At 64.8% G+C, this 20570-nt stretch carries 19 protein-coding genes; 10 read left to right on the top strand and 9 right to left on the bottom strand.

Annotated elements, in window-relative coordinates:
* The first annotated feature begins 12 nt into the window (after positions 1-12).
* Positions 13-1287, top strand: coding sequence for a metal-dependent hydrolase family protein (locus DBIPINDM_RS08815; RefSeq protein WP_202351108.1), 1275 nt, complete (start codon positions 13-15; stop codon positions 1285-1287).
* Between the two features lie 11 nt (positions 1288-1298).
* Positions 1299-1856, top strand: a complete 558-nt coding sequence (locus DBIPINDM_RS08810) for a 4-vinyl reductase (RefSeq protein WP_258585373.1) — start codon at positions 1299-1301, stop codon at positions 1854-1856.
* Here the strand turns inward: DBIPINDM_RS08810 and DBIPINDM_RS08805 are convergent.
* Positions 1828-2814, bottom strand: coding sequence for an aldo/keto reductase (locus DBIPINDM_RS08805; RefSeq protein WP_258585372.1), 987 nt, complete (start codon positions 2812-2814; stop codon positions 1828-1830). The genes DBIPINDM_RS08810 and DBIPINDM_RS08805 overlap by 29 nt on opposite strands.
* Positions 2815-2999: 185 nt before the next feature.
* Here DBIPINDM_RS08805 and DBIPINDM_RS08800 point away from each other — a divergent pair, with 185 nt between their 5' ends.
* From DBIPINDM_RS08800 to DBIPINDM_RS08780, 5 genes are all read left to right on the top strand, one after another.
* Positions 3000-4205, top strand: coding sequence for an ABC transporter substrate-binding protein (locus tag DBIPINDM_RS08800; protein ID WP_258589226.1), 1206 nt, complete (start codon positions 3000-3002; stop codon positions 4203-4205).
* Positions 4206-4305: 100 nt separating this feature from the next.
* The gene (locus DBIPINDM_RS08795; RefSeq protein ID WP_258585371.1) at positions 4306-5178 is read left to right on the top strand and encodes a branched-chain amino acid ABC transporter permease; all 873 of its coding nucleotides are present in this window, start codon (positions 4306-4308) and stop codon (positions 5176-5178) included.
* Positions 5175-6188 carry a branched-chain amino acid ABC transporter permease gene (locus DBIPINDM_RS08790; protein ID WP_258585370.1) on the top strand — a complete coding sequence of 338 codons (1014 nt, stop codon included), beginning with the start codon at positions 5175-5177 and terminating at the stop codon, positions 6186-6188. Before DBIPINDM_RS08795 ends, DBIPINDM_RS08790 begins: the two co-directional genes overlap by 4 nt.
* A complete protein-coding gene (locus DBIPINDM_RS08785; RefSeq protein ID WP_258585369.1) occupies positions 6185-6907 on the top strand; it encodes an ABC transporter ATP-binding protein in 723 nt (240 codons plus the stop codon). Before DBIPINDM_RS08790 ends, DBIPINDM_RS08785 begins: the two co-directional genes overlap by 4 nt.
* Positions 6904-7626, top strand: a complete 723-nt coding sequence (locus tag DBIPINDM_RS08780) for an ABC transporter ATP-binding protein (RefSeq protein ID WP_258585368.1) — start codon at positions 6904-6906, stop codon at positions 7624-7626. The genes DBIPINDM_RS08785 and DBIPINDM_RS08780 overlap by 4 nt, the downstream gene beginning before the upstream one ends.
* A gap of 8 nt (positions 7627-7634) precedes the next feature.
* On the opposite strand, the gene DBIPINDM_RS08775 is transcribed toward DBIPINDM_RS08780, so the two are convergent.
* On the bottom strand, positions 7635-8375 hold the full coding sequence (locus tag DBIPINDM_RS08775) for a FadR/GntR family transcriptional regulator (protein ID WP_258585367.1): 741 nt from the start codon (positions 8373-8375) through the stop codon (positions 7635-7637).
* A gap of 139 nt (positions 8376-8514) precedes the next feature.
* Here DBIPINDM_RS08775 and DBIPINDM_RS08770 point away from each other — a divergent pair, with 139 nt between their 5' ends.
* Together DBIPINDM_RS08770 and DBIPINDM_RS08765 are read left to right on the top strand one after the other, a co-directional pair.
* Complete coding sequence (locus DBIPINDM_RS08770; protein WP_258585366.1) at positions 8515-9420, top strand: NAD(P)-dependent oxidoreductase; 906 nt, start codon at positions 8515-8517, stop codon at positions 9418-9420.
* A 292-nt stretch (positions 9421-9712) separates the two neighbouring features.
* Positions 9713-11020, top strand: a complete 1308-nt coding sequence (locus DBIPINDM_RS08765; protein WP_258582665.1) for an IS4 family transposase — start codon at positions 9713-9715, stop codon at positions 11018-11020.
* 281 nt (positions 11021-11301) lie between these two features.
* On the opposite strand, the gene DBIPINDM_RS08760 is transcribed toward DBIPINDM_RS08765, so the two are convergent.
* From DBIPINDM_RS08760 to DBIPINDM_RS08750, 3 genes are all read right to left on the bottom strand, one after another.
* A complete protein-coding gene (locus DBIPINDM_RS08760) occupies positions 11302-12498 on the bottom strand; it encodes an IS256 family transposase (protein ID WP_258583994.1) in 1197 nt (398 codons plus the stop codon).
* A 373-nt stretch (positions 12499-12871) separates the two neighbouring features.
* Positions 12872-13669 (bottom strand): FadR/GntR family transcriptional regulator, encoded by a 798-nt coding sequence (locus tag DBIPINDM_RS08755; protein WP_258585365.1) that lies wholly within the window; start codon positions 13667-13669, stop codon positions 12872-12874.
* Positions 13670-13672: 3 nt separating this feature from the next.
* Positions 13673-15115: an FAD-binding oxidoreductase gene (locus DBIPINDM_RS08750; RefSeq protein ID WP_258585364.1), complete on the bottom strand. Its 1443-nt coding sequence runs from the start codon at positions 15113-15115 to the stop codon at positions 13673-13675.
* 161 nt (positions 15116-15276) lie between these two features.
* Here DBIPINDM_RS08750 and gloA point away from each other — a divergent pair, with 161 nt between their 5' ends.
* Positions 15277-15687, top strand: coding sequence for a lactoylglutathione lyase (gene gloA, locus DBIPINDM_RS08745; protein WP_019856614.1), 411 nt, complete (start codon positions 15277-15279; stop codon positions 15685-15687).
* An 83-nt stretch (positions 15688-15770) separates the two neighbouring features.
* Here the strand turns inward: gloA and DBIPINDM_RS08740 are convergent, their stop codons facing one another.
* The 4 genes from DBIPINDM_RS08740 to DBIPINDM_RS08725 all read right to left on the bottom strand — a co-directional run bounded on the left by DBIPINDM_RS08740 (position 15771) and on the right by DBIPINDM_RS08725 (position 20439).
* Positions 15771-16739: an ABC transporter permease gene (locus tag DBIPINDM_RS08740; protein WP_258585363.1), complete on the bottom strand. Its 969-nt coding sequence runs from the start codon at positions 16737-16739 to the stop codon at positions 15771-15773.
* 4 nt (positions 16740-16743) lie between these two features.
* Positions 16744-18246: a sugar ABC transporter ATP-binding protein gene (locus DBIPINDM_RS08735; RefSeq protein WP_258589225.1), complete on the bottom strand. Its 1503-nt coding sequence runs from the start codon at positions 18244-18246 to the stop codon at positions 16744-16746.
* 5 nt (positions 18247-18251) lie between these two features.
* Positions 18252-19235, bottom strand: coding sequence for an ABC transporter permease (locus DBIPINDM_RS08730; protein ID WP_258585362.1), 984 nt, complete (start codon positions 19233-19235; stop codon positions 18252-18254).
* Between the two features lie 121 nt (positions 19236-19356).
* Positions 19357-20439: a sugar ABC transporter substrate-binding protein gene (locus DBIPINDM_RS08725; protein WP_258585361.1), complete on the bottom strand. Its 1083-nt coding sequence runs from the start codon at positions 20437-20439 to the stop codon at positions 19357-19359.
* Positions 20440-20570 lie beyond the last annotated feature (131 nt).

Genomic DNA, 20570 nt, shown 5'->3' with positions numbered 1-20570 from the left:
AAGGACGAAGTCATGACAAGAGTGATGTTTCGAAATGCCATGATCTGGGACGGCACGGGCGCTGACGCCTATCCGGCCGATCTGCTGGTCGACAATGGCCGCATCGTCACCATCGCACGCACGCCCGGACAATTGTCGGGCGAGGGCGCGACGACGGTCGAATGCCGCGGCATGACGCTGATGCCGGGCCTTGTCGAAGGCCATGCCCATATTTCGTTTGGGGGCGCGATCAAGGATTCCGACCTCGGCCTGATCCCGCCCGAGGAGCATCTGCTGCTGACCATGCGCAATGCCAAGACCTTGCTCGACCATGGTTTCACCAGCGCCTACAGCGCCGCCACCTCGAAGCTCAGGCTCGACATCGTCATCCGCAACGAGATCAATGCCGGCCGGTTGCCGGGACCGCGCATGCGCGCCGGCAGTCCGGAGATCACGGTCACCGGCGGCCTCGGCGACGAGCGCCAGCAGCATATGTACCACGAGAGCTTCGGCATGATCGCCGACGGCGTCGAGGAGATCACCAAGGCGGTGCGGCTCTGCTGCCGCGAAGGCGCCGACAACATCAAGATCAACATTTCGGGCGATGATCTGAGCCCTGCGGCGCATGGCGGCCTCACCGTCATGAGCGAGGCCGAAGTTCTCACGGCGGTGCAGGTGGCGCGCGACTTCGGCAAGAAGATCAACTGCCATGCCCGCGCCGCCGGTTCGGTGAAGCGCGCCGTCAAGTGCGGCGTCGACGTCATCTACCACTGCGAATCCGCCGACGAGGAAGCGCTCGACGCGCTGGAATCGGCCAAGGACCGCATCTTCGTCGGCCCGGCCATCGGCATCATCTACGGCACGCTCTATGAGGGCGAGCCCTTCGGCTTCACCCATGAGATGGCGGTGAAGTTCGGCATGCAGCGCATCCTCGACGACAGCCGCAAGGTCTACACCGAACTGCGCAAGCGCGGCGTGCGCGCACTGATCGGCGGCGACTATGGTTTCGCGCAGACGCCGCAAGGCACCAACGCGCGCGACCTCAAGCACTTCGTCGACCTGCTGGGCTATTCGCCCAGTGAGGCGCTGCAGTGCGGCACGCGGCTCGGCGGCCAGGTGATGGGCCTCGGCGACGAACTCGGTATGGTCAAGGAAGGCTTCATCGCCGACCTTCTGCTAGTCAATGGCGATCCTCTGAAGGACCTCGACATGATGGTGCATGAGAAGAACCTCATCGTCATCATGAAGGATGGCGAGCTCTACAAGGACCAGTCGGCCTCGGTCGCGTCGCAGCGGCAAGCGGCCTAGACCACGGCATCATGCAGCCCGTGGTTCCGATCGATGTCGATGACACCAGCGGCATCTGGCGGACCGACGGGCTGCCGATGGTCTATCTGCCCAGGCATTTCCTGGTGAACAATCATCTCGCGGTCGAGGCAGCCCTCGGCCGCGAGGCTTACAGCACGATCCTGCGCGCATCGACGGCGAAGTCCGCCATCGAATGGTGCCAGGCGCAGGTGCGGGGCAAGGGCCTCGACGCGCAAGCCACGTTCCGGCACTATTTCCAGCGCCTGTCGCAACGCGGCTGGGGCCAGTTCTCAGTCGACATGCTCGATATCGCCGGCCGGCGCGGCAGCATCAGCCTGAGGAATTCGATCTTCGCGCTCGAGGCCGGGCAGCAACCCGGCCAGCGCGTCTGCTACATGTTCGAAGGCTTCGTCACCGGCGCCTTCTCATTCCTGCTCGGCATAGCGGATCCGACGGCGGTCGCATGCGAGGAGACACACTGCGTCTGCGACGGCCAGCACGACCATTGCCGGTTCGATTTCGAAGCCGGCTCTAGGCCAATCACCAGCGCTGGTGCACGTAGGGCTTGATGTCCTGGTCGTAGATCGCCTTCACCTTGCTCATCAGCTCGGCCGACAATGGCGCAAGCGCTGCCGCTTCCGCATTGGAAACCGCCTGTGCCGGGTTGCGGGCGCCGGGTATGACCACGCTCACCGCGTCGAACATCAGGATCCAGCGCAGCGCGAATTTCGCCATCGTCGTGTCGCCTGACACCAGCGGCCGGATGCGCTCGACCGCCGCCAGCCCGACCTCATAGGGCACGCCCGAAAACGTCTCGCCGACATCGAAGGCTTCGCCGTTGCGGTTGAACAGGCGATGGTCCGTGGTCTCGAATTTGGTGTCCGCCTTGAACTTGCCCGACAGCAACCCGCTGGCCAGCGGCACGCGGGCAATGATGGCGACATCGTTCTTTTTCGCCTGGTCGAAGAACAGTTCGGCCGGGCGCTGGCGGAAGGCGTTGAAGATGATCTGCACGCTGACGACGCCCGGATACTCCATCGCCTTCAGCGCCTCTTCGACACGCTCGACGCTGACGCCGTAGTTGCGGATCTTGCCTTGCGCGACGAGCCGGTCGAGTCGCTCGAACACCTCCGGGTGGTAATAGAGGTCGGTCGGCGGGCAGTGCAGCTGCACCAGATCGAGCGTGTCGACCTCGAGGTATTTCAGGCTGCGGTCGATCCAGCCGGTCAGGTTCTCCAGGCTGTAGCCTTCGACGGTCTGCGCCGGCAGTCGCCGTCCGGCCTTGGTGGCGATGAACGGCCGCTCGCCGCCACGCTCCTTCATCACCCTGGCGATCAGCTTCTCCGAGCGGCCGTCGCCATAGACATCGGCCGTATCGAGGAAGGTGACGCCGGCATCGAGTGCGGCATGCAAGGCAGCGACCGCGTCATCGTCATTGACCTCGCCCCAGGCGGCGCCGATTGCCCAGGCGCCAAAGCCGATTTCGCTGACTGATCTGCCGGTGCGGCCGAATTTCCGTGATTGCATCTTGCTGTTCCTGACTGCGGCTTGCCGGCAATTCCGGCTTTGCGATTCTGATTTTCGGGAAGCCTCTTATCGCATGGCAACGCGATTGACATCCCCGTCCACAAGATTTACCAGATTACAGGGTTGTATGACAACCAGGTAAGACTGCAATGATTTGGAGTCGGGAGGATCTCAAATTGAAAACCGTGCTTAAACTGGCCGCCTCGGCGGCCTTGTGCCTTGGCGCGCTTGCTCATCCGGCGTTCGCCGAGGACAACATCGTCAAGATCGGCGTCGTCGCGGCGGAATCGGGCTCGTTCGTTTCCGCCGGCCACACCTTGCCGGCGGGCGTCGGCCTTGCCGTCAAGCAGATCAACGATGCCGGCGGCTTCAAGGTCGGCGGCAAGACCTACAAGCTCGAAATGGTCAAGCGCGACGACCGCACCGATATCGCCACGGCAATCGCCGCGACCCAGGAACTGGTGCGCGACGTCAAGGTGCAGGCGATCTTCGGCTCGGAAACGCATGACTTCACCTTGGCCATGGCCAAGATCACCCAGCCGGCCAAGATCATCCATTTCGCCGGCAATTCGACGCTGGCGAAAATCCTCAACCCGGACTCCGTCAAGCCGGGCGGCGAGGACCACTATCTCTTCCAGTCCGAACCGCAGGAGTTCCAGCGCTCCGGATCGACGGCGCGTGGTGTCCTGTCCTTGCTCGAGCCGCTGCTCGGCTTCAAGCCGAAGAAATCGGTGATGATCGTCGGAAACGATGCCACCGGCCAGTTCCTGTCGTCCTACTACTACAAGGCGCTGAAGGCCGAAGGGCAGGACGTGCCGGACATCATCTTCTATCCGCCTGACACGACCGATTTCTCGCCCTTCCTGACGCGGGCCAAGAGCCTCAATCCGGACATCATCCACTTCTGGTATAATGGCGATTCAACGCTGACGGCGCTGCCGCAGGCGCTTGAGCTCGGCGCCGCCAAAAGCTACTTCCTGTTCGGCGTCGACCCCGGCATCTGGAAGGAAAAGCAGCTTTCGGCCGATGTGCCGGTGGCGATGAGCTGCGTGCCGGTGTGCTGGGGCGAGTCCTCCAACCCGAAGGCCAAGGCCTATTTCGACGCCTATTTCGCCGCCGGCGCGCCGCACGGCGTGACCTCTTCGGTGTCGCTGCTCTACCATGACTATGTCCATTTCCTCGTCGAAGCCTGGCAGAAGGCCGACAGCTTCGATCCGGACAAGACGGTCGAGGCGCTGCTGAGCCTCCACCATCAGGGCGTGGTCTCGGACGACCTGACCTTCAATCCGACGCACCAGGTCACCCACGCCACCGAGGTCTGCGCCGCGGCACCCGGCGGCGCCATCTCCTGCGCCATGCAACAGCCACCGGCCGAAGCGCCGAAGAGCTAAGTGTCATCCCTCAGTTGGCGGCATCATCCGCCGCCAACTCCTTCTTTTCTGAAGCAGGCAGGCTCGATCGCCGGCTACCCCTGAACAACGGAAGTCAGCCGTGGATATTTTCATCCAGCAAATCCTCAACGGCCTTTCCATCGCCAGCGTCATCACGCTCATTGCCATCGGCGTGACCCTGATCTTCGGCCTGACCGGCATCATCAACTTCGCTCATGGCGAGTTCCTGATGATCGGCGGCATCGTCACCTGGCTTGCCGTCAGCGCCGGCCTCGGTTTCCCCATTGCCGTGGTACTGGCGATCCTGGCGGTCGGGCTGATGGGCTATATTCTCGAGCGCGGCCTGTTCCGCTTCACGCTGGAGCGGCCGACCAATGGCTTCATCGTCTCGCTCGGCCTCATCGTCGTCCTGCAGCATGTCGTCGTGCTGTTCTGGAACCCCAACCAGAAGAGCATTCCGCGCCCGCTGACCACGGTGTGGGAGGTCGGCGGCGTGCGCATCGCTTCCGTCCGCGTCATGGTCATTCTGATCACCATCGCCGTGGTGGCGCTGAGCTTCCGCATGATCACCGCCAGCCGCTACGGCCGCGCGCTCAGGGCCAGTGTCGAGGACCGTGATACGGCCGCACTCATGGGCATTCCGGTGCGCCGCTACATCACCGGCGTCTTCGTGCTCGGCAGTGCGCTGGCCGGCCTTGGCGGTGCGTTGCTGATCGCGCTGTTTCCGATCACGCCGTTCACCGGCGGCACCATGGTGATGAAGGGCTTCGCCGTCGCGCTGATCGGCGGGCTCGGCAACATCTACGGCGCCGTCGCCGCCGGCCTCATCCTCGGCATCGTCGAAGGCTTCAGCGCCGGCTACGGCTTCTCGCAATGGACCGACGCCTATTCCTTCGCCCTGATGATCCTGGTGCTGATCGTGCGCCCGCACGGCCTGTTCGGCGGCACCAGCGGACCCCGGATGGCGTCATGAATGCGGGTTCCGCCCTCAAGCCGTTGCGGTCGCTTCTGCCGGTGCTGGTCATCCTGGCGCTGATCGCGGCCGTGCCGCTGTTTTCGCCAAGCAACCGTTTCCTGTCGCTGGCGATCTCTGCCGGCATCAACGTCATCGCGCTCTACGGCCTGTCGGTGTTGTTCGGCCAGACCGGCATCCTGTCGATGGGCCATGCAGCCCTGGTCGGTGTCGGCGCCTATGCCGCAGCGATCCTCGCGCGCGACTTCGGCGTCGGCTTCTGGACAGCGCTGCCGGCGGCCGCCTTTGCGAGTGCTGTCTTCGCGATGATCGTCGGCATTCCCTCGCTGCGCGTCGGCGGCCATCACTTCGTCATCATGACCTTCGCCTTCGGCCAGTTGCTGGCCATCGTGCTCACCAATGGCGGCGACTATACCGGCGCTGCGACCGGGCTTGATATCGCCGGTCCGGTCACCCTGTTCGGCGCCGATATGACCGACCTGACGCGCTACTATCTGACGGTGGTGGGTTTCGTCACGGTCGCGGCCGTCGCAAGCTGGGCAATCATCCACTCCTCCTATGGCCGCACGCTACGCGCCATCAGGGAAAACGAGAAGCTTGCCGCCTCGCTCGGCATCAATGTCGGCCGGCACAAGATCGGCGCTTTCGTCGTCAGCGGCGTCTTTGCCGGCATCTCCGGCGTGCTGCTGGCCTATTTCCTCGGCCACATCTCGCCCGCGCAATTCTCCTCCTTCCCCAGCATCTATCTGGCGCTGATGGTGATGATCGGCGGCGCCAGGCTGATCGAGGGGCCGCTCGCCGGCGGCATCCTCGTCGCCTTCCTGCCGGAAGTGCTCAACCTCGATCCGGTGCAATCGCGCATCGTCTACGGCGTCTGCCTGATCGCGGTGATCATGCTTCTGCCCGACGGCCTGATCGGCGGCATCGTGCGCGCGCTGCGCGGCCTTTTCGCCAGCAAGCCGAAACAGGAGACGGAGCGCGATGCCGCCCCGTCGGAGGCGCGGCGATGAGCCCTATCCTGGCGATCCGCGGCCTCAGCAAACAGTTCGGCGGCGTCACCGCCCTTGCCGGCGTCGACCTTGCCATCGAAGAGGGCGAAATCCTCGGCGTCGTCGGCCCGAACGGGTCGGGCAAGACGACCTTGTTCAACGTCGTCACCGGCGTCCACAAGCCAAGCGGCGGCAGCGTTGCGTTTCGCGGGCAAGACATCACTGGTCTCAAGCCGCACGCTATATCGCGGGCCGGCATCGGCTACACCTTCCAGCAGGCCATGGCCTTTGCCGGGCTTGGCGTGCTGGAGAATGTCCAGATCGCCGGCGAGCACGTGCGGGCGAGGGCGGGCGCCAACCCCTGGCCGACACCGCAGGCGCTGCTCGACTTCGTCGGCCTGAAGGCTCTCGCGGGAGAAAAAGCCGGCGTGCTGCCCTTCGGCAGCTTGCGCCTGCTCGGCCTGGCGCTGGCATTGGCCACGCGGCCGTCGCTGCTCCTGCTCGACGAACCCGCCGCCGGCCTCAACGACCGCGAAACCACGTCCCTGGTCGGGCTCGTCCGCCAGCTGCCCGGCCACGGCATCACTGTCTGCGTCATCGACCACGACATGAAGCTGATGCAGATGCTGTGCCGGCGCCTTGCCGTGCTCGATTTCGGCTCCAAGATCGCCGACGGGCCGACCGATAAGGTGCTTGCCGATCCCAAAGTGCTGGAAGTCTATCTCGGAGGCGATCTGTGAGCCTGCTCGCCGTCTCCGATCTCGTCACCGGCTACGGGCCGACCATCGTCAACCGCGGCGTCTCACTGACATTGGCCGAAGGCGAGATCGTCACCATCCTCGGGCCTAACGGCGCCGGCAAGTCGACGCTGCTGAAAGCCATCGCAGGGCTGATCAAACCTCGCTCTGGCAGCATCGCTTTCGACGGCGCCGAGGTGACTGGGCTGGCCGCCGATGTCATGGCCAGGCGCGGCGTCGTGCTGGTGCCGGAAGGGCGCAAGATTTTCGTCGACATGACGGTCGAGGAGAATTTGCGGCTTGGCGCCTATGCGCGCCGCGACGAGGCCGCCGTGGAAGTCGATTTCGCAACCATGCTGGCCTTCTTTCCGATCCTCGCCACCAAGCGGCGTGACAAGGGCGGCTCGCTGAGCGGCGGCCAGCAGCAGATGCTGGCCATCGCGCGCGGGCTGATGACGCGGCCGCGCGTGCTGCTGCTGGATGAACCGTCGCTCGGCCTGTCGCCGCTGCTGGTCAAGGAGATCAAGGCGATCATTCTGGATATCGGCGCGCGTTTCGGCGCTTCGGTGCTGCTGGTCGAGCAGAATGCCGGCCTGGCGCTCGCCGTCGCCTCGCGCGGCTATCTCATGCAGAACGGCCGCATCGTGGTTTCAGGCCCGATCGCCGAACTGCGCGACATGTCGCTGATGCGCGAACTCTATCTCGGCGGAGTCGCCGGGTGAGCAATCCCTCAGTCGTGGGCAGCCTTGTCGCGCAGATCCTCGAAGCGGGCATAGCTCTTGTTCAGATGGTTGCGCATGGCGCGCCGCGCCGCGTTGACGTCCCTGGCTTCGATGGCAGCGAGGATGGCGCGATGCTCGCGCTGCATGCGGTCGAGGTATTTTTCCCGCTCGGCCTCGGTCATCCGGTCGAGCCGTGTCCACTGGCGCGGGATCATGGCGCTGCCGAACGTGTCGAACAGCCGGGTGAAATTGGGGTTCTGCGTCGCCGCCAGAATGGCGCGGTGGAAGCCGAAATCCTCTTCCGAGCCCGATCCGCCGGCACGCACCGCCGCCTCCAGCGCATCCAGCCGCGAGCCCATCTGAGCAAGTGCTGTCTCGCTGCGCCGCTCGGCCGCAAGGCCGGTCGCCTCAACCTCGATGCCCATGCGCAGTTCCAGCACGCGCAGCACCTCGTCGATCGATTCGAGATCGTCGGGCAGGATCGAAAAGGTCCGCGGCAGCGGATCCTTGGCGACGAAGGCGCCGAGGCCCTGACGCGTGGTGATCAGCCCGCGGGCGCGCAATGCCGCAAGCGCCTCGCGCACCACTGTGCGGCTCACACCCGTGGCGGCGACGATCTCCTGCTCGGTCGGCAGCCTCTGGCCCGGCGCGAGGTCGCCGGACTCGATCTGCGCGATCAGCGTGTTGACGAGCCCGGTCCGCAGATTGGGCGCCTGCGGTATGGCATCGAAAAGCATGGTTTCCGCCATCGTGGGGCTCCGGTCCGAGTCTTCGGCAAAGGTCGTTTCTTGTTCGAAGGCCGATTCTTCTTCAAAGCATTGCATCGACAGGTGCCCGCCGCAAGGTGACGAAAGTTGAGCCCGCCGGCGCGGGCCATAGGAGGTTTGCATGAAAGAACGCATTGGCTTCATCGGCTTGGGCAGCATGGGCGCCGGCATGGCCGACAATCTGCTGCGCAAGGGCTGGCCGCTGACCGTCTGCGTGCATCGCAGCCGCACCGCCGCCGACCGCTTGATCGCAGCCGGTGCGACCGAGGTCGCAACCCCGCGCGACCTTGCCGCTGCCTGCGACATCGTCATTCTGTGCGTCACCGGCTCGCGCGAGGTCGAAGCGCTGGTCAAGGGCCCGGATGGGCTTGCCACGGCAGCCAAGCCGCTGCTGATCATCGACTGCTCGACCTCCAACCCGTCTTCGACGACAGCCCTTGCCGCTGAGCTCGCAGCACTTGGCGTGACGCTGATCGACGCGCCGCTGGCGCGCACGCCCAAGGAAGCCGCCGAGGGCAAGCTCGACGTCATGGTCGGCGGCCCTGCCGAGGCGGTCGCCCGCGCCCGCCCGGTGCTCGAAGCCTTCGCCGCGCGCATCGTCCACACCGGCCCGACCGGCAGCGGCCACACCATGAAGCTGCTCAACAATTTCGTCTCGATGGGCTATTCCGCCATCTATTCGGAAGCGCTGACGCTCGGCGCCAAGGCCGGGCTGACGCCGCAGGTCTTCAACAGCGTCATCTCAGGCAGCCGCATGGATTGCGGCTTCTACCAGGCCTTCTTCGACTTCGTGCTGAACCGCAACGAAAACGCCCAGCGTTTTGCTATCGCCAATGCGCTGAAGGACATGACCTATCTCGCCTCGTTCGCCCAGGCGGCGGGCGTTGCGAACCCGGTCGGCGCCGTGGTGCGCAACGGCTTTGCGACGGCGGTCGCCACGGGGCATGGCGAAAAGTTCGTGCCGGCGCTGTCGGATATTGTCGCGGGGTTGAATGGGGTGTCGCTGGTGGAGGCGCCAGAGATGTGACGGAAGGGATGGAATTGCCCCCCTTTCTCCCCAAGGGCTGGGCAATCGGATATGGCGCTCCCCCTCTCCGTCTCGGCTTCGCCGAGCCACCTCTCCCCCATTTCATGGCTACGGAATGCACACATCTAGGAGTGGGGTGCGGCGGATTGACTCTCGGCTTGAGGAGGGCTGGCGGTCTCGGCTTTCGGCGTGATTCTGTGTCAGGCACTTTGCTTGATTCGAGGTGTCGCATGCTTGTTGAGCAACCGTCGCTGGGCCGTTTCGGGGATTTGCGCCTCGACAAAAGGGGGCGATGCTGCTCGACCGCATGGTTGCGCGCCAAGATATCTGCCTGCGCCGGCTTGGCGAGGGCCGGCGGGCGCAGGAGGTCGGGTTCCATCGCCTGCTGGCCAATGACAAGGTGACGATCGAGCGGTTGATCCAAGGCTGGAGCGAACAGACGGTGTCTGCGGCCGCCGAGCGGCATGTGTTGGCGATCCAGGACACCAGCGAGATCACCTTTGCCACCACGCCCGAGCGGCGACGCGGCCTGGGTGAGATCGGCAAAGGTGGTGGGCGCGGCGTGCTGGTGCATGCGATGGTGGCCATCGATGCGGTGAGCGGCGGTTGTCTGGGGCTGGTGGCCGGCAGCGTCTACACGCGCAAGGGCCGGGTCGAGACACCGCACGCCAAGCGCTCGCTCAAGGACAAGGAATCGCGCCGCTGGATCGACACGGCCCTTCAGGCCAGAAGCGTGCTGGCCAAAGCCGCCACTGTTACGATCGTGGCCGACCGCGAGAGCGACATCTATGCCGAATGGGCGACACTGCCCGGCGGCAATGTCCACCTTTTGACGCGTGTGATGCACGATCGTGCCGTAGCGGGCGGCGGTACTTTGTCGAGCGTGACGGCAGCGCTGCCGTTCGTGGCCGCGCGCAGGCTTGAGTTGTTGGCCACGCACAAGCGGGCGGCACGCAGCACCCAGGTGAGCCTGCGCTTCAGCAAGGTCGAGGTGTGCTGTCCCGACAATCCCGGCGCCAGGGATTTGCCGAAGACCGTGACGCTGAACCTTGTCGAAGTCGTCGAACTTGGTCCTCCAGCCGCGGCCGAGCCAGTGCACTGGCGTCTGCTCACCACCCATGAGATCAGCGACGTCGCCGCCGCCTGGCAGATCGTCGACTGGTACAGGCGGCGCTGGACCATCGAGCAGTTGTTCCGTCTGATGAAGACGCACGGCCTGCGCCTCGAGGACAGCCAACTCGCCAGCGCCGAGGTCTTGATCAAGCTCGCCGCCATCGCCACCAAGGCTGCGGCGGTTATCCTGCAACTCGTCCAGGCCCGCGAAGGCATTGGTGGCGAACACGCCGCCAATGCCTTCAGCACTTCCGACATCGCCGTGCTCGACAGCCTCGATGCCAGCTATCAAGGTCGCACTGCCTTGCAAAACAACCCGCACCCAAGGCACAGTCTCGCATGGGCCGCCTGGATCATTGCCCGCCTTGGCGGCTGGAATGGCTATCCCTCCTCCAAACCACCTGGTCCCATCACCTTCCGACACGGCCTCGAATACTTCCGTGCCATCGCAAAAGGCTGGGAACTCAGAGATGTGTGCATTCCGTAGCATTTCATGGGGGAGAGGAAACGCCAATCTCCGAGGTCGCGGCTTTGGGAAGCTTGGGTTCCTCGCCCCCACGGACGTGCTACGGCATGCACACATTTCCAAGCAGCTGGTCTTTGGCGACAGCGTGCATGGCAGCTTGGCGCATGCATTTTCTTATGCTGCGCTGGTCGACCCCCACTCCGTCTCGGCTTCGCCGAGCCACCTCTCCCCCGATCGACGGGGTAGAGGAAGGCGCGGTTGTGTGCGTCAAGTTCTGCAAAAAGGGGCGGCCATAGTGCTGGTCATGCGGCTTGGCGTAGAGCGAGCTTTTTGTGCTCGCGCAGGTCGTCCATGTTGATGTAGCGGTTGGCCTCCATCCAGTTTTCGTTGGTCTCGACAGCCAAGGCCCTGACAAGGCGCAGGCAGCTTTCGGCGTTGGGGAAGATGCGTACGACATAGGTGCGCCGGCGGATTTCCTCGTTGAGGCGCTCGAGCATGTTGGTGGACTTGAGATGCTTGTGGTGCTGTCTCGGCAGCCTGAAGAAGGTCAGAGTTTGTTCGATGGCATCTTCGGCCCAGCCTGTCAGGCGCGGATAGCGAGGTGACCATTTGGCAAGCCATGCGGCGAGATCGGCCCTGGCCTCGGCGAGATCGCGTCGGTCGTAGAGCCAGCGCAGCTCCTGCAGGCAGTCATCGCCGTGCTTGCGCGGCAGATGATCGAGCGCGTTCCTGAGGAAGTGCACGTAGCAGCGTTGCCAGGCGGCTTCCGGGATCACCTCGCCGATCGCCGCCACCAGGCCGGCGTGATCGTCGGACACGACCAATTCGACGCCCTTGAGGCCGCGCGCCTTCAGTGAGACGAGAAAGTCTTTCCAGGCCGAACGGCTCTCGCGATTGGCCATCTCCACAGCCAGGATCTGGCGCCGGCCGTCCCAGTCGATGCCGACCGCGATCAGCACCGCCTGGCTCATGACGACGCCGGCTTCACGCACTTTCTCGTAGCGCGCATCGAGGATGAGGTAAGCAAACGGCTCTTGAAGGGGACGCCTGGCAAAGGCAGCGAGGCTCTCGTCCAGCCGCTTGTTGATGGCCGAGATCGACGAGGCCGAGAAAGCATGGCCGCACAGCTCTTCGGTGATCGCCTTCACCTTGCGGGTCGACACGCCCTGCACATACATCTCGGCCAGCGTCGCCACCAAAGCCCGTTCCGAACGCTGATAGCGCTCAAACAACTCGGTCGAGAAGCGCCCCGAGCGGTCCTGCGGAACCCGCAGCTCAAGCTTGCCGACGCGCGTCACAAGGGTGCGGCCATAGTAACCCGAGCGATAGCCAAGCCGCTCGGGCGTGCGTTCGCCCTTCGAAGCACTCAGCGCCTCATCCATCTCGGCCTCGAGCACCTCCTGCATCACCGCACGGATCACTTCGTGAAGTCCGTCCGGGTTCGAAAGCAGAATGTCTTTGACGGAGGCGCTGGCGGTCTTACTTTCAATCTTGGTCATGGTGGCGTTCCTTCGCGGGAATCGGTGACGTGAACAATCACCAGCCTGCCATGACCGCCCCTCTCTCAGCGAATTTGCAGAACTCTCAGCACACTACCGAAGGCGCCAAGCTTTTTGCCAGCAACGCTCCCTTCCTTTCCCTCCGGAGGGGGGAAAGGTGGCGCTGCGAAGCAGCGACGGATTGGGGGAACCACGTGGCAATCAAGCCTCGGGGCGATCAGTCACGCCAGTCACAGAATGTGTGCATAGCGTAGCACGGACGTGGGGGAGAGGTGGCTCGGCGAAGCCGAGACGGAGAGGGGGCCGGCGCTGCCCATACGCGATTTGCCGGTTGATGACCTTGCAACGAAAGGCAGCGGCTATGCCGCTATCCCTACGCCCGCCCGCGCACAGCCTTCCGCAGCCGCGAATGCCGCACCGGAGACGGCACCTCCTGCGCCGGCGCTACCGGCTCCGCCGCCTCCCCATCAAGCAACCCCACCCGCAGCGCCGCGCCTGCCAGATGGTCGCGCATCGCCGCTTGCGCGCCTTCCGCGTCGCCGGCGCGGATGGCGGCGAGGATGCGCTCGTGTTCGCCGAGCGTAATGCGGGCCATGTCGTCCGATTTCTGCTGGTTGCCGGCGGCAAGGATGCTTTCGCGCACGCGTTCGGACACGAAGACCAGGAATTGGCCCATGTAGGAATTGCGCGTCGCCTCGGCGACGGTGCGGTGGAATTCGAGGTCGCTGCGCAGCCAGGCAACGCTGCCATAGGGTGCCGCGCGCATGCCGGCCAGCGCATCGCCCATCGCGGTGAGATCGGTTTCTGAACGCCGCTTGGCGGCCAAGGCTGCCGCCTGCACTTCGAGGATGCCGCGCAACTCGAACAGGTTGCGGAAGGAATCGGCGCGCTGCAGCGCCTCATAGTCGATGGTCAGCACCGTCGGGTTGTTGCTCTCGACCACGAAGGCGCCGCGCCCCTGCTGCGACCAGATGCGGCCTTCCGAGCGCAGCCGCGCGATCGCCTCGCGCACGACGTTGCGGCTGACGCCGAAGGTGGTTGCCAGCGCCTGCTCGGTCGGCAGCTGGTCGCCTGGCTTCAGGCGCCCCTGCGCGATCTCGCGCGAGATGGAACTCGCCACCAAAGTGGAGAGGTGCGGACCGCGATTGACCTTGTCGAGTTTCAGCGTCATCGCTCACCTATAGTCGACGGCGGATGCGGACGCCAGAATGCGGCCGTTGCTGAGGATGTGGCGCGGATCGAACGCCTCCTTGATGCCTGCGGCAAGGTCGAGCGTCACCGGATCGATGCGTTCTAGGAATGCCTTCTGCTTGACGCGGCCGATGCCGTGCTCGGCGCTGATCGAGCCGCCATAGCGGTCGACGACGGCAAAGATCTCGGCTTCCGCCTCCTCGAACAGATGCTCGATCGCTTCCACGCCCATGCCTTCCGGCGGCACGACATTGAGATGGATGTTGCCATCGCCGACATGGCCGTAGGTGACGGCCAGCGCGTCCGGGCGCGCCCGCTGCAATTCGGCGAGCGCGTCGCTGACGAAATCGGCAAGTTTCGAGATCGGCACCGAGACGTCGGTGCGCAGATAGCGGCCGCCGCGTCCCTGCCGCTCGACCATGATCTCGCGATAGAGCCACAGCCGCTCGGCTTGCGCCCGCGTCGATGCGACGATGCCGTCCTCGACCAGATCGGAGACACCGTCGAGGAACCCCAGCAGCATGGCGGACAGGTCGATCAGCCCGCCGGAGGAAACCTCGATCAGCACATAGGCCGGATAGGCCTTGCCGAGCGGATCAGGAAAATCCTTGCCCTCGCGCATGGTGATCTCGATGCCGCCGCGCAGGATCAGTTCGAAGGCGGTGAGCAGGTCGCTGCAATCGCGCCGGGCGCGGGCATAGAGTGCCATCGCATCCTCGACGGAGCGCAGGCCGACCAGCGCGGTCTCGATCTGCGTCGGCTTGGGGAAGAGTTTCAGCGCCGCGGCGGTGACGATGCCGAGCGTGCCTTCACTGCCGATGAAGACCTGCTTGAGGTCATAGCCGCGATTGTCCTTGCGCAACACCTTCAGCCCGTTCCAGATGCGGCCGTCGGCCAGCACCACTTCGAGGCCGAGCACGAGGTCGCGCGTCATGCCGTAACGCAGCACGTTGAAGCCGCCGGCATTGGTGGCGACATTGCCGCCGATGCGGCAGCTTCCCTGCGCGCCGAAGGTGATCGGCAGCAGGCAGTCGGTGTCCTCGGCGGCGCGCTTGGCGTCCTCGAGGATGCAGCCGGCCTCGACCACCATGGCGAAGTCGATAGGGCTGATCGAACGAATCCGGCTCATGCGCTCCAGCGAGATGACGATCTCGCCGCCATCGGCCGCCACCGCGGCGCCGACGAGGCCGGTCAGGCCACCTTGCGGCACGACAGGGATGCGCTCGGCATGGCAGTGCCGCATCAGCGCCGACATCTCCTCGACCGAAGCCGGACGCGCCACCGCCAGCGGGCGGCCGTAATGATCGCCGGACCAGTCGCGGCTGTAGCGCGCCAGATCCGCGTCCTCGGTCAGCAGCCCGCCATTCGGCAGCACGCCGGCAAGGGCTGCGATCAGCGATGCGGAAGTGGGCGGCACGGCATTCATGAATTGACTCTGCACCCCGGGGGAAAACGACTGGACAACCACCATTCTTGTCGTGTTATCATACAACCCTGATTTAGAACATCAAGCGAGGTCACGTTCCAACCAGCTGTTTGATGTGGATGGTCAGACCCGCAAATCACCCAATTCGGAGGACTTTCCCAATGAGCGACGCCCCGGGCTTTCGCTATATGCACACCATGATCAGGGTGCTCGACCTCGACAAGTCGATCGCCTTCTACACCGAGGTTCTCGGCATGACCTTGCTGCGCCGCGACGATTATCCCGGCGGCAAGTTCACCAACGCCTTTGTCGGCTACGGTCCCGAGGACAAGGAGGCCGTCGTCGAGCTGACGCTGAACTGGGGCAGGGAAGAGCCCTATGAGATCGGCACCGGCTTCGGCCACCTGGCGCTCGGCGTCAACGACATCTACGCCGTCTGCGCCGAACTGGAAAAGCGCGGCGCCAAGATCCCGCGCAAGCCCGGCCCGATGCAGCACGGCACCACCCACATCGCCTTTGTCGAAGACCCGGACGGCTACAAGATCGAACTGATCGGCCTCGACACGATGTGATCCGGCCGGGCGGGGTCGCATCGGGCTTGTGATGCGACCCCGTCCTGTCCGCGCTGGCTTGGGAGGCGGTGCGGATCGATCTGTCACTTGATGACCGCGATCTTGCTGCGGTCGATGGTGATGGCGACGGCGGCGATGAGCACCGCGCCGAACACCATGTTTTCCAAGAAAATGTTGACGCCGACGAAGGTCATGCCGATGCGCACGATCGAGATGATCAGCGCGCCGACCGCCGTGCGCGCCACGCCACCCAGCCCGCCGGTGATGGCGGTACCGCCGACGATGACGGCGGCGATGGCCGGCAACAGCAGCTGGTTGGCCAGCACCGGCGAGCCGCTCGACAATCTGGCCGCCAGCACGACGCCGGCAATGGCCGCCAGCATGCCGGAGGCGGCGAAGGCGATGATCTTGGTGCGGTCGACATTGATGCCCGCCGCCCAGGCGGCCGGTTCGCCGGCGCCAACCGCGATCGCCTGGCGGCCAAAGCGCGTGTAGCGCAGCGCCAGAAAGGCGGCGATGCCGATGACCGCCGAAATCAGCACCACCACAGGCAGGCCGGCGACGGTCGCATTGATCCAGGCGGTGTTTTCGCGGCCGCCTTCCTCGATGGTGATGGCGCGGCCGTTGGAGACCCAGAGCGCCAGGCCGGTGACGACGCCGCCGGTGGCGAGCGTCGCCACGAAGGAAGGCACGCGCAGCTTGACATGGACGATGCCGCTCAGCGTTCCGAAGGCAAGGCCGGACAGGATCGCCACCGGGAAGGCGGCAAGCCCGAGCGAGGGCAGCAGCTGCGCCAGGATGACGCTGGCCAGCGAGGCGACGGCCTGGATCGACAGGTCGATGCCGCCGAGCAGGATGGCGAAGGTGACGCCCGTCGCCAGGATGAACAGCACCGCGGTGTTGGCAAACAGCAGCGCCACGGTCTCGCCGGTGAGAAAGCCGGGCGCGGCGATCTCGATGATCAGCAGAAGCGCGACAAGCAGGACCAGCGGAATGGCGCCTTGCGTCCACTTGCCTTCGAACACCTGCCTGAAGGGGAAAGGTTCGTTCATCGGCTCACACCATCGCTCGCAACAGGTCGACTTGGTTCGGCTTCTTGCCGGGGCTGGCGTCGAAGCGCGCGGTGATCTCGCCGTCGCGCATCACCAGCACCTGGTGCGACAGGCCGATCGTCTCTTCCAGCGTGTCGGAAATCAAAAGGATCGCCACGCCTTGCGCGGAGAGATCGCGCACAAGTTCATAGACCTCCTCCTTGGCGCCGACATCGAGGCCGCGCGTCGGGTGGTCGAGCACCAGGATGCGCGAGCCCGCCGTCATCCAGCGCGCCAGCACCACCTTCTGCTGGTTGCCGCCGCTGAGCTTGCGGCAGGCGGCATCGGGGCCGGGCGCCTTGATACGCAGCCGCTTGATCCAGTCGGCGGCAAGCCGCCGCTCCTTGCCATAGTCGATGGCGCCATGGCGCATGACGCTGGAGAGATCGGCGAGCGAAATGTTTTCCGCGATCGACAGGAACATCACCAGCCCCTCAAGCCTGCGCTCGCGCGGCACATAGCCGATACCCCTGCGCACCGCGGGTTCCGGTGAGCTGAAATGCACGGGATCACCGGCGATTTTCATCTCCCCGGCATCATGCTGCAGGAAGCCGCCGATGGTGCGCGTTACTTCCTCGCGACCGGAGCCGACGACGCCGGCAATCCCGACGATCTCGCCGGCCCTGATCTTCAGGTCGACGCCGTGATAACAGCCATTCGCACCAAGCCCCCTGGCTTCGACCATGACCGTCTCGCGCGGCGCCTGCTGGCGGGCCTCGCGGTAATATTCGGCCTGCAGGCCGCGCCCGACCATGATCTCGTGCAATTCCGGCGCAGTGACCTCGGCCGCGCGGTGCTCGGCGACCACCGCGCCATCCTTCATCGTGTAGACGCGGTCCGATATCGCCAGCACCTCGTCGAGGCGATGCGAGACGAAGACGAAGCTGGCGCGGGATTTGAGCGAGCGCACGCGCGCGAACAGCACCTCGATGTCGGCGGCGTTGAGTACCGAGGTCGGCTCATCCAGCAAGATGAGCAACTGCCGTTCGACCACTTCCTCCAAGGTCAGCGCCTTGGCCAGCTCGACCATCTGGCGCGCGGCGAAGGTGAGTTCGGAGGTGCGCGCCGTGACATCGATATCGATGCCGATCTTGGCCAGTTGCCGGCGCGCCGCCGCGTTCATGGCGCGCCAGTTGACGATGCCGAAGCGGGTAAAACGGCCCTCCTCGCCGAGATAGATGTTTTCGGCGACCGTCAGATTGAGCACCAGCGACTGTTCCTGGAAGACCATGCCGATGCCGTGCCGGGCCGCGTCGCGCGGGGAGCGCATGCGCAGCTGTTCGCCGTCCAGCGTCAGGCTGCCGCCATCAGGGCGGTAGCTGCCGGCCAGCACGCGCATCAGCGTCGACTTGCCGGCGCCATTCTCGCCGATCAGCCCGACCACCTCGTTCGGGCGGACCTCGATCGAGACATCGCGCAAGGCCTGGACGCCAGGAAAGTTCTTGATGATGCCGGATGCGTTCAGCATGGCGCTCACTTCACGATCCTGAGGCGGACGCGGTCGAGCGACAGCGCCACTGCAGCGATGATCATCAGGCCCTGTACCGTCTGCTGGATATAGGGCGAGATGCCGAGCAGGATCATGCCGTTGGCAAGCACGGTGACGATCAGCACGCCGATCAGCGTGTTGACGACGCCACCTTCGCCGCCGGTCAGCGCCGTGCCACCGACGACCACCGCAGTGACGGCTGCGAACAGCCTGCCGTCGCCGATCACGGCATGCGATTGGCCGAGCTGCGCGGCGGCAAGCACGCCTGATATGCCGAAGAAAAAACCGGCCAGCGCAAAGGCGGTGATGCGCACGCGCACCACGTTGACACCGGAGAGCTTGGCGACGTCCTCGTCACCGCCGATCGCCAATATGTGGCGCCCGAGCTTGGTGTGGTACTGGATGACAGCGGCGAGCAGGAACGCTGCAAATGCGACCCAGACCGCCACCGGCAAGCCCAGGAAACGGTGCAATGCCAGGTCGCGGATCGAGGCGTCGTTGAGGCGGATCGCCGAGCCGCCCAGCATATAGACCGAGAGGCCAAGGCCGATGAACCACATGCCGAGCGTCGCCATGAAGGAGGGAATGCGCAGCATGGTCTGGACGAGGCCGCTGATGAAACCCATTGCAGTGCCGGCGACCACGGCGGCGAGCACCGCCCACCAGCCATAATCATTGCCATTGCCGTCATTGGCGGCGAGCAGCACCACCACCATCGCCGACACCGACAGCGTGCCTTCGACCGAAAGATCGATGCTGCCCATCAGGATGATGAAGGTCAGCCCCATCGCCAGTGTCAGCGGCACGGCGGCCGAGTTGGCAAGCCGCACCAGATTGCGCAGCTCGATGAAATTGGGATTGGCGATGGCGATCAGCAGGCAGAGTACGATCAGCACCGCCAGCGGCGCCAGGCTGCGCCAGCGCCTGCCACCGAACACAGTGGCGATGCGGCCGGGGAGAACTGTCATAAGCGTCGTCCGCTCGATGTCCGAAACGGACTTCAGGGGTTCTGTATGGATTGTCAAGAAACCGCTTCCCGTCTGCTGAAAAGGGGAGCGGGCCGCCAGGGAGCAGCGGCCCGCCCGGCGGTCAGGTCCGGATCGCTCCGGTCACCCGGCCCCAGAGGTCGTTCCAGTCGATCTCAGGTTTGGAATCGACATTGGTCTTATAATATTCCTCGACATTGTCGTGCGAGATCAGCACCGCCTTGCCGTAGAATTCACGATGTTCCGGCGGCTCCTTGGTCGGGTCGAACTTGCCGATCTTGGCGTTGTAGCCGATGGCCAGTCCCATGCCGCCCTGCCAGAACGGATCCGAGGTGACGGTGCAGGCAAACTCGCCGGTGCGCACCGCGTCGACCGCCGTCTTGATGCCGTCGACGCCGACGATCGGCACCTTGCCGGCAAGGTTTTCGGCGCGCAACGCTTCCAAGGCGCCGGAGCCCATATCGTCATTGGCGGCCCAGATGCCCTTGATGTCGTCGCCGAAGCGGGTGAGCAGATTGCCCATCAGGTCGAAGGCCTCGGTCGATTTCCAGTTGGCGACCTGGAAGTCGAGCAGCTTGATGTCGGGATTGGCGGCGAGTGCGGCGTCGAGCCCCTTCTTGCGTTCGATCGCCGCCGTGGTCGAGATCAGGCCGCCGAGCGCGACGATGCCGCCCTTGCCGCCGATAGTCTTGAACAGGATCTCGGCAATGGTCTTGCCGCTGGCGATGCCGTCGAACTCGATATGCGAGACATAGTTTGGGTTGAAGTCCTTCGGATGCAGATCCGCCGGCTTGTTCCATTGCGTCACGACATAGGCGCCGGCCTTGGCGCAGGCCTCGACGATGGGGCGCGCATCCGGCGTGTCATTGGGATCGGAATTCAGCACCATATTGCCGCCGGTCTTGGCCAGCATCGCCTTGATGTCGGCAATGCCCTTCTCGCTGTTGCCTTCCGAAACCAGTGTGACGTGTTCCAGCCCCGCCCATTTGGCATAGGCCTCCGCACCCGTCTTCCACACCGCGTGGTAGGGGTTGGAGAGCGAGCGGATCGACGTCACCAGCGTCGGTTTGTCGGCGGCGCGCAATACAGTCGGCATGGCGAGCGCCGCCACGCCGGCGGTGGCGCCCATCATCAGCGTCCGGCGGTTGACCCTGCCGGTAAGCGTAAAATCTGTCTTGTCCTTCATTGTTCGAACCTCCCGATTGAATTCTGTTTCCCGCCCGGCGGCATGCGCTGACGGCGCGGCCGGGCCTCCGATCGATGGATTGCCAAGCTCCTCCACTTGTACGACAACCCTTCAACACGATAACCATACCC

Origin of the sequence: Mesorhizobium sp. AR02 (assembly GCF_024746835.1) — a bacterium.
Lineage (GTDB): Bacteria > Pseudomonadota > Alphaproteobacteria > Rhizobiales > Rhizobiaceae > Mesorhizobium.
This window is presented reverse-complemented; position numbering and strand designations above follow the sequence as displayed.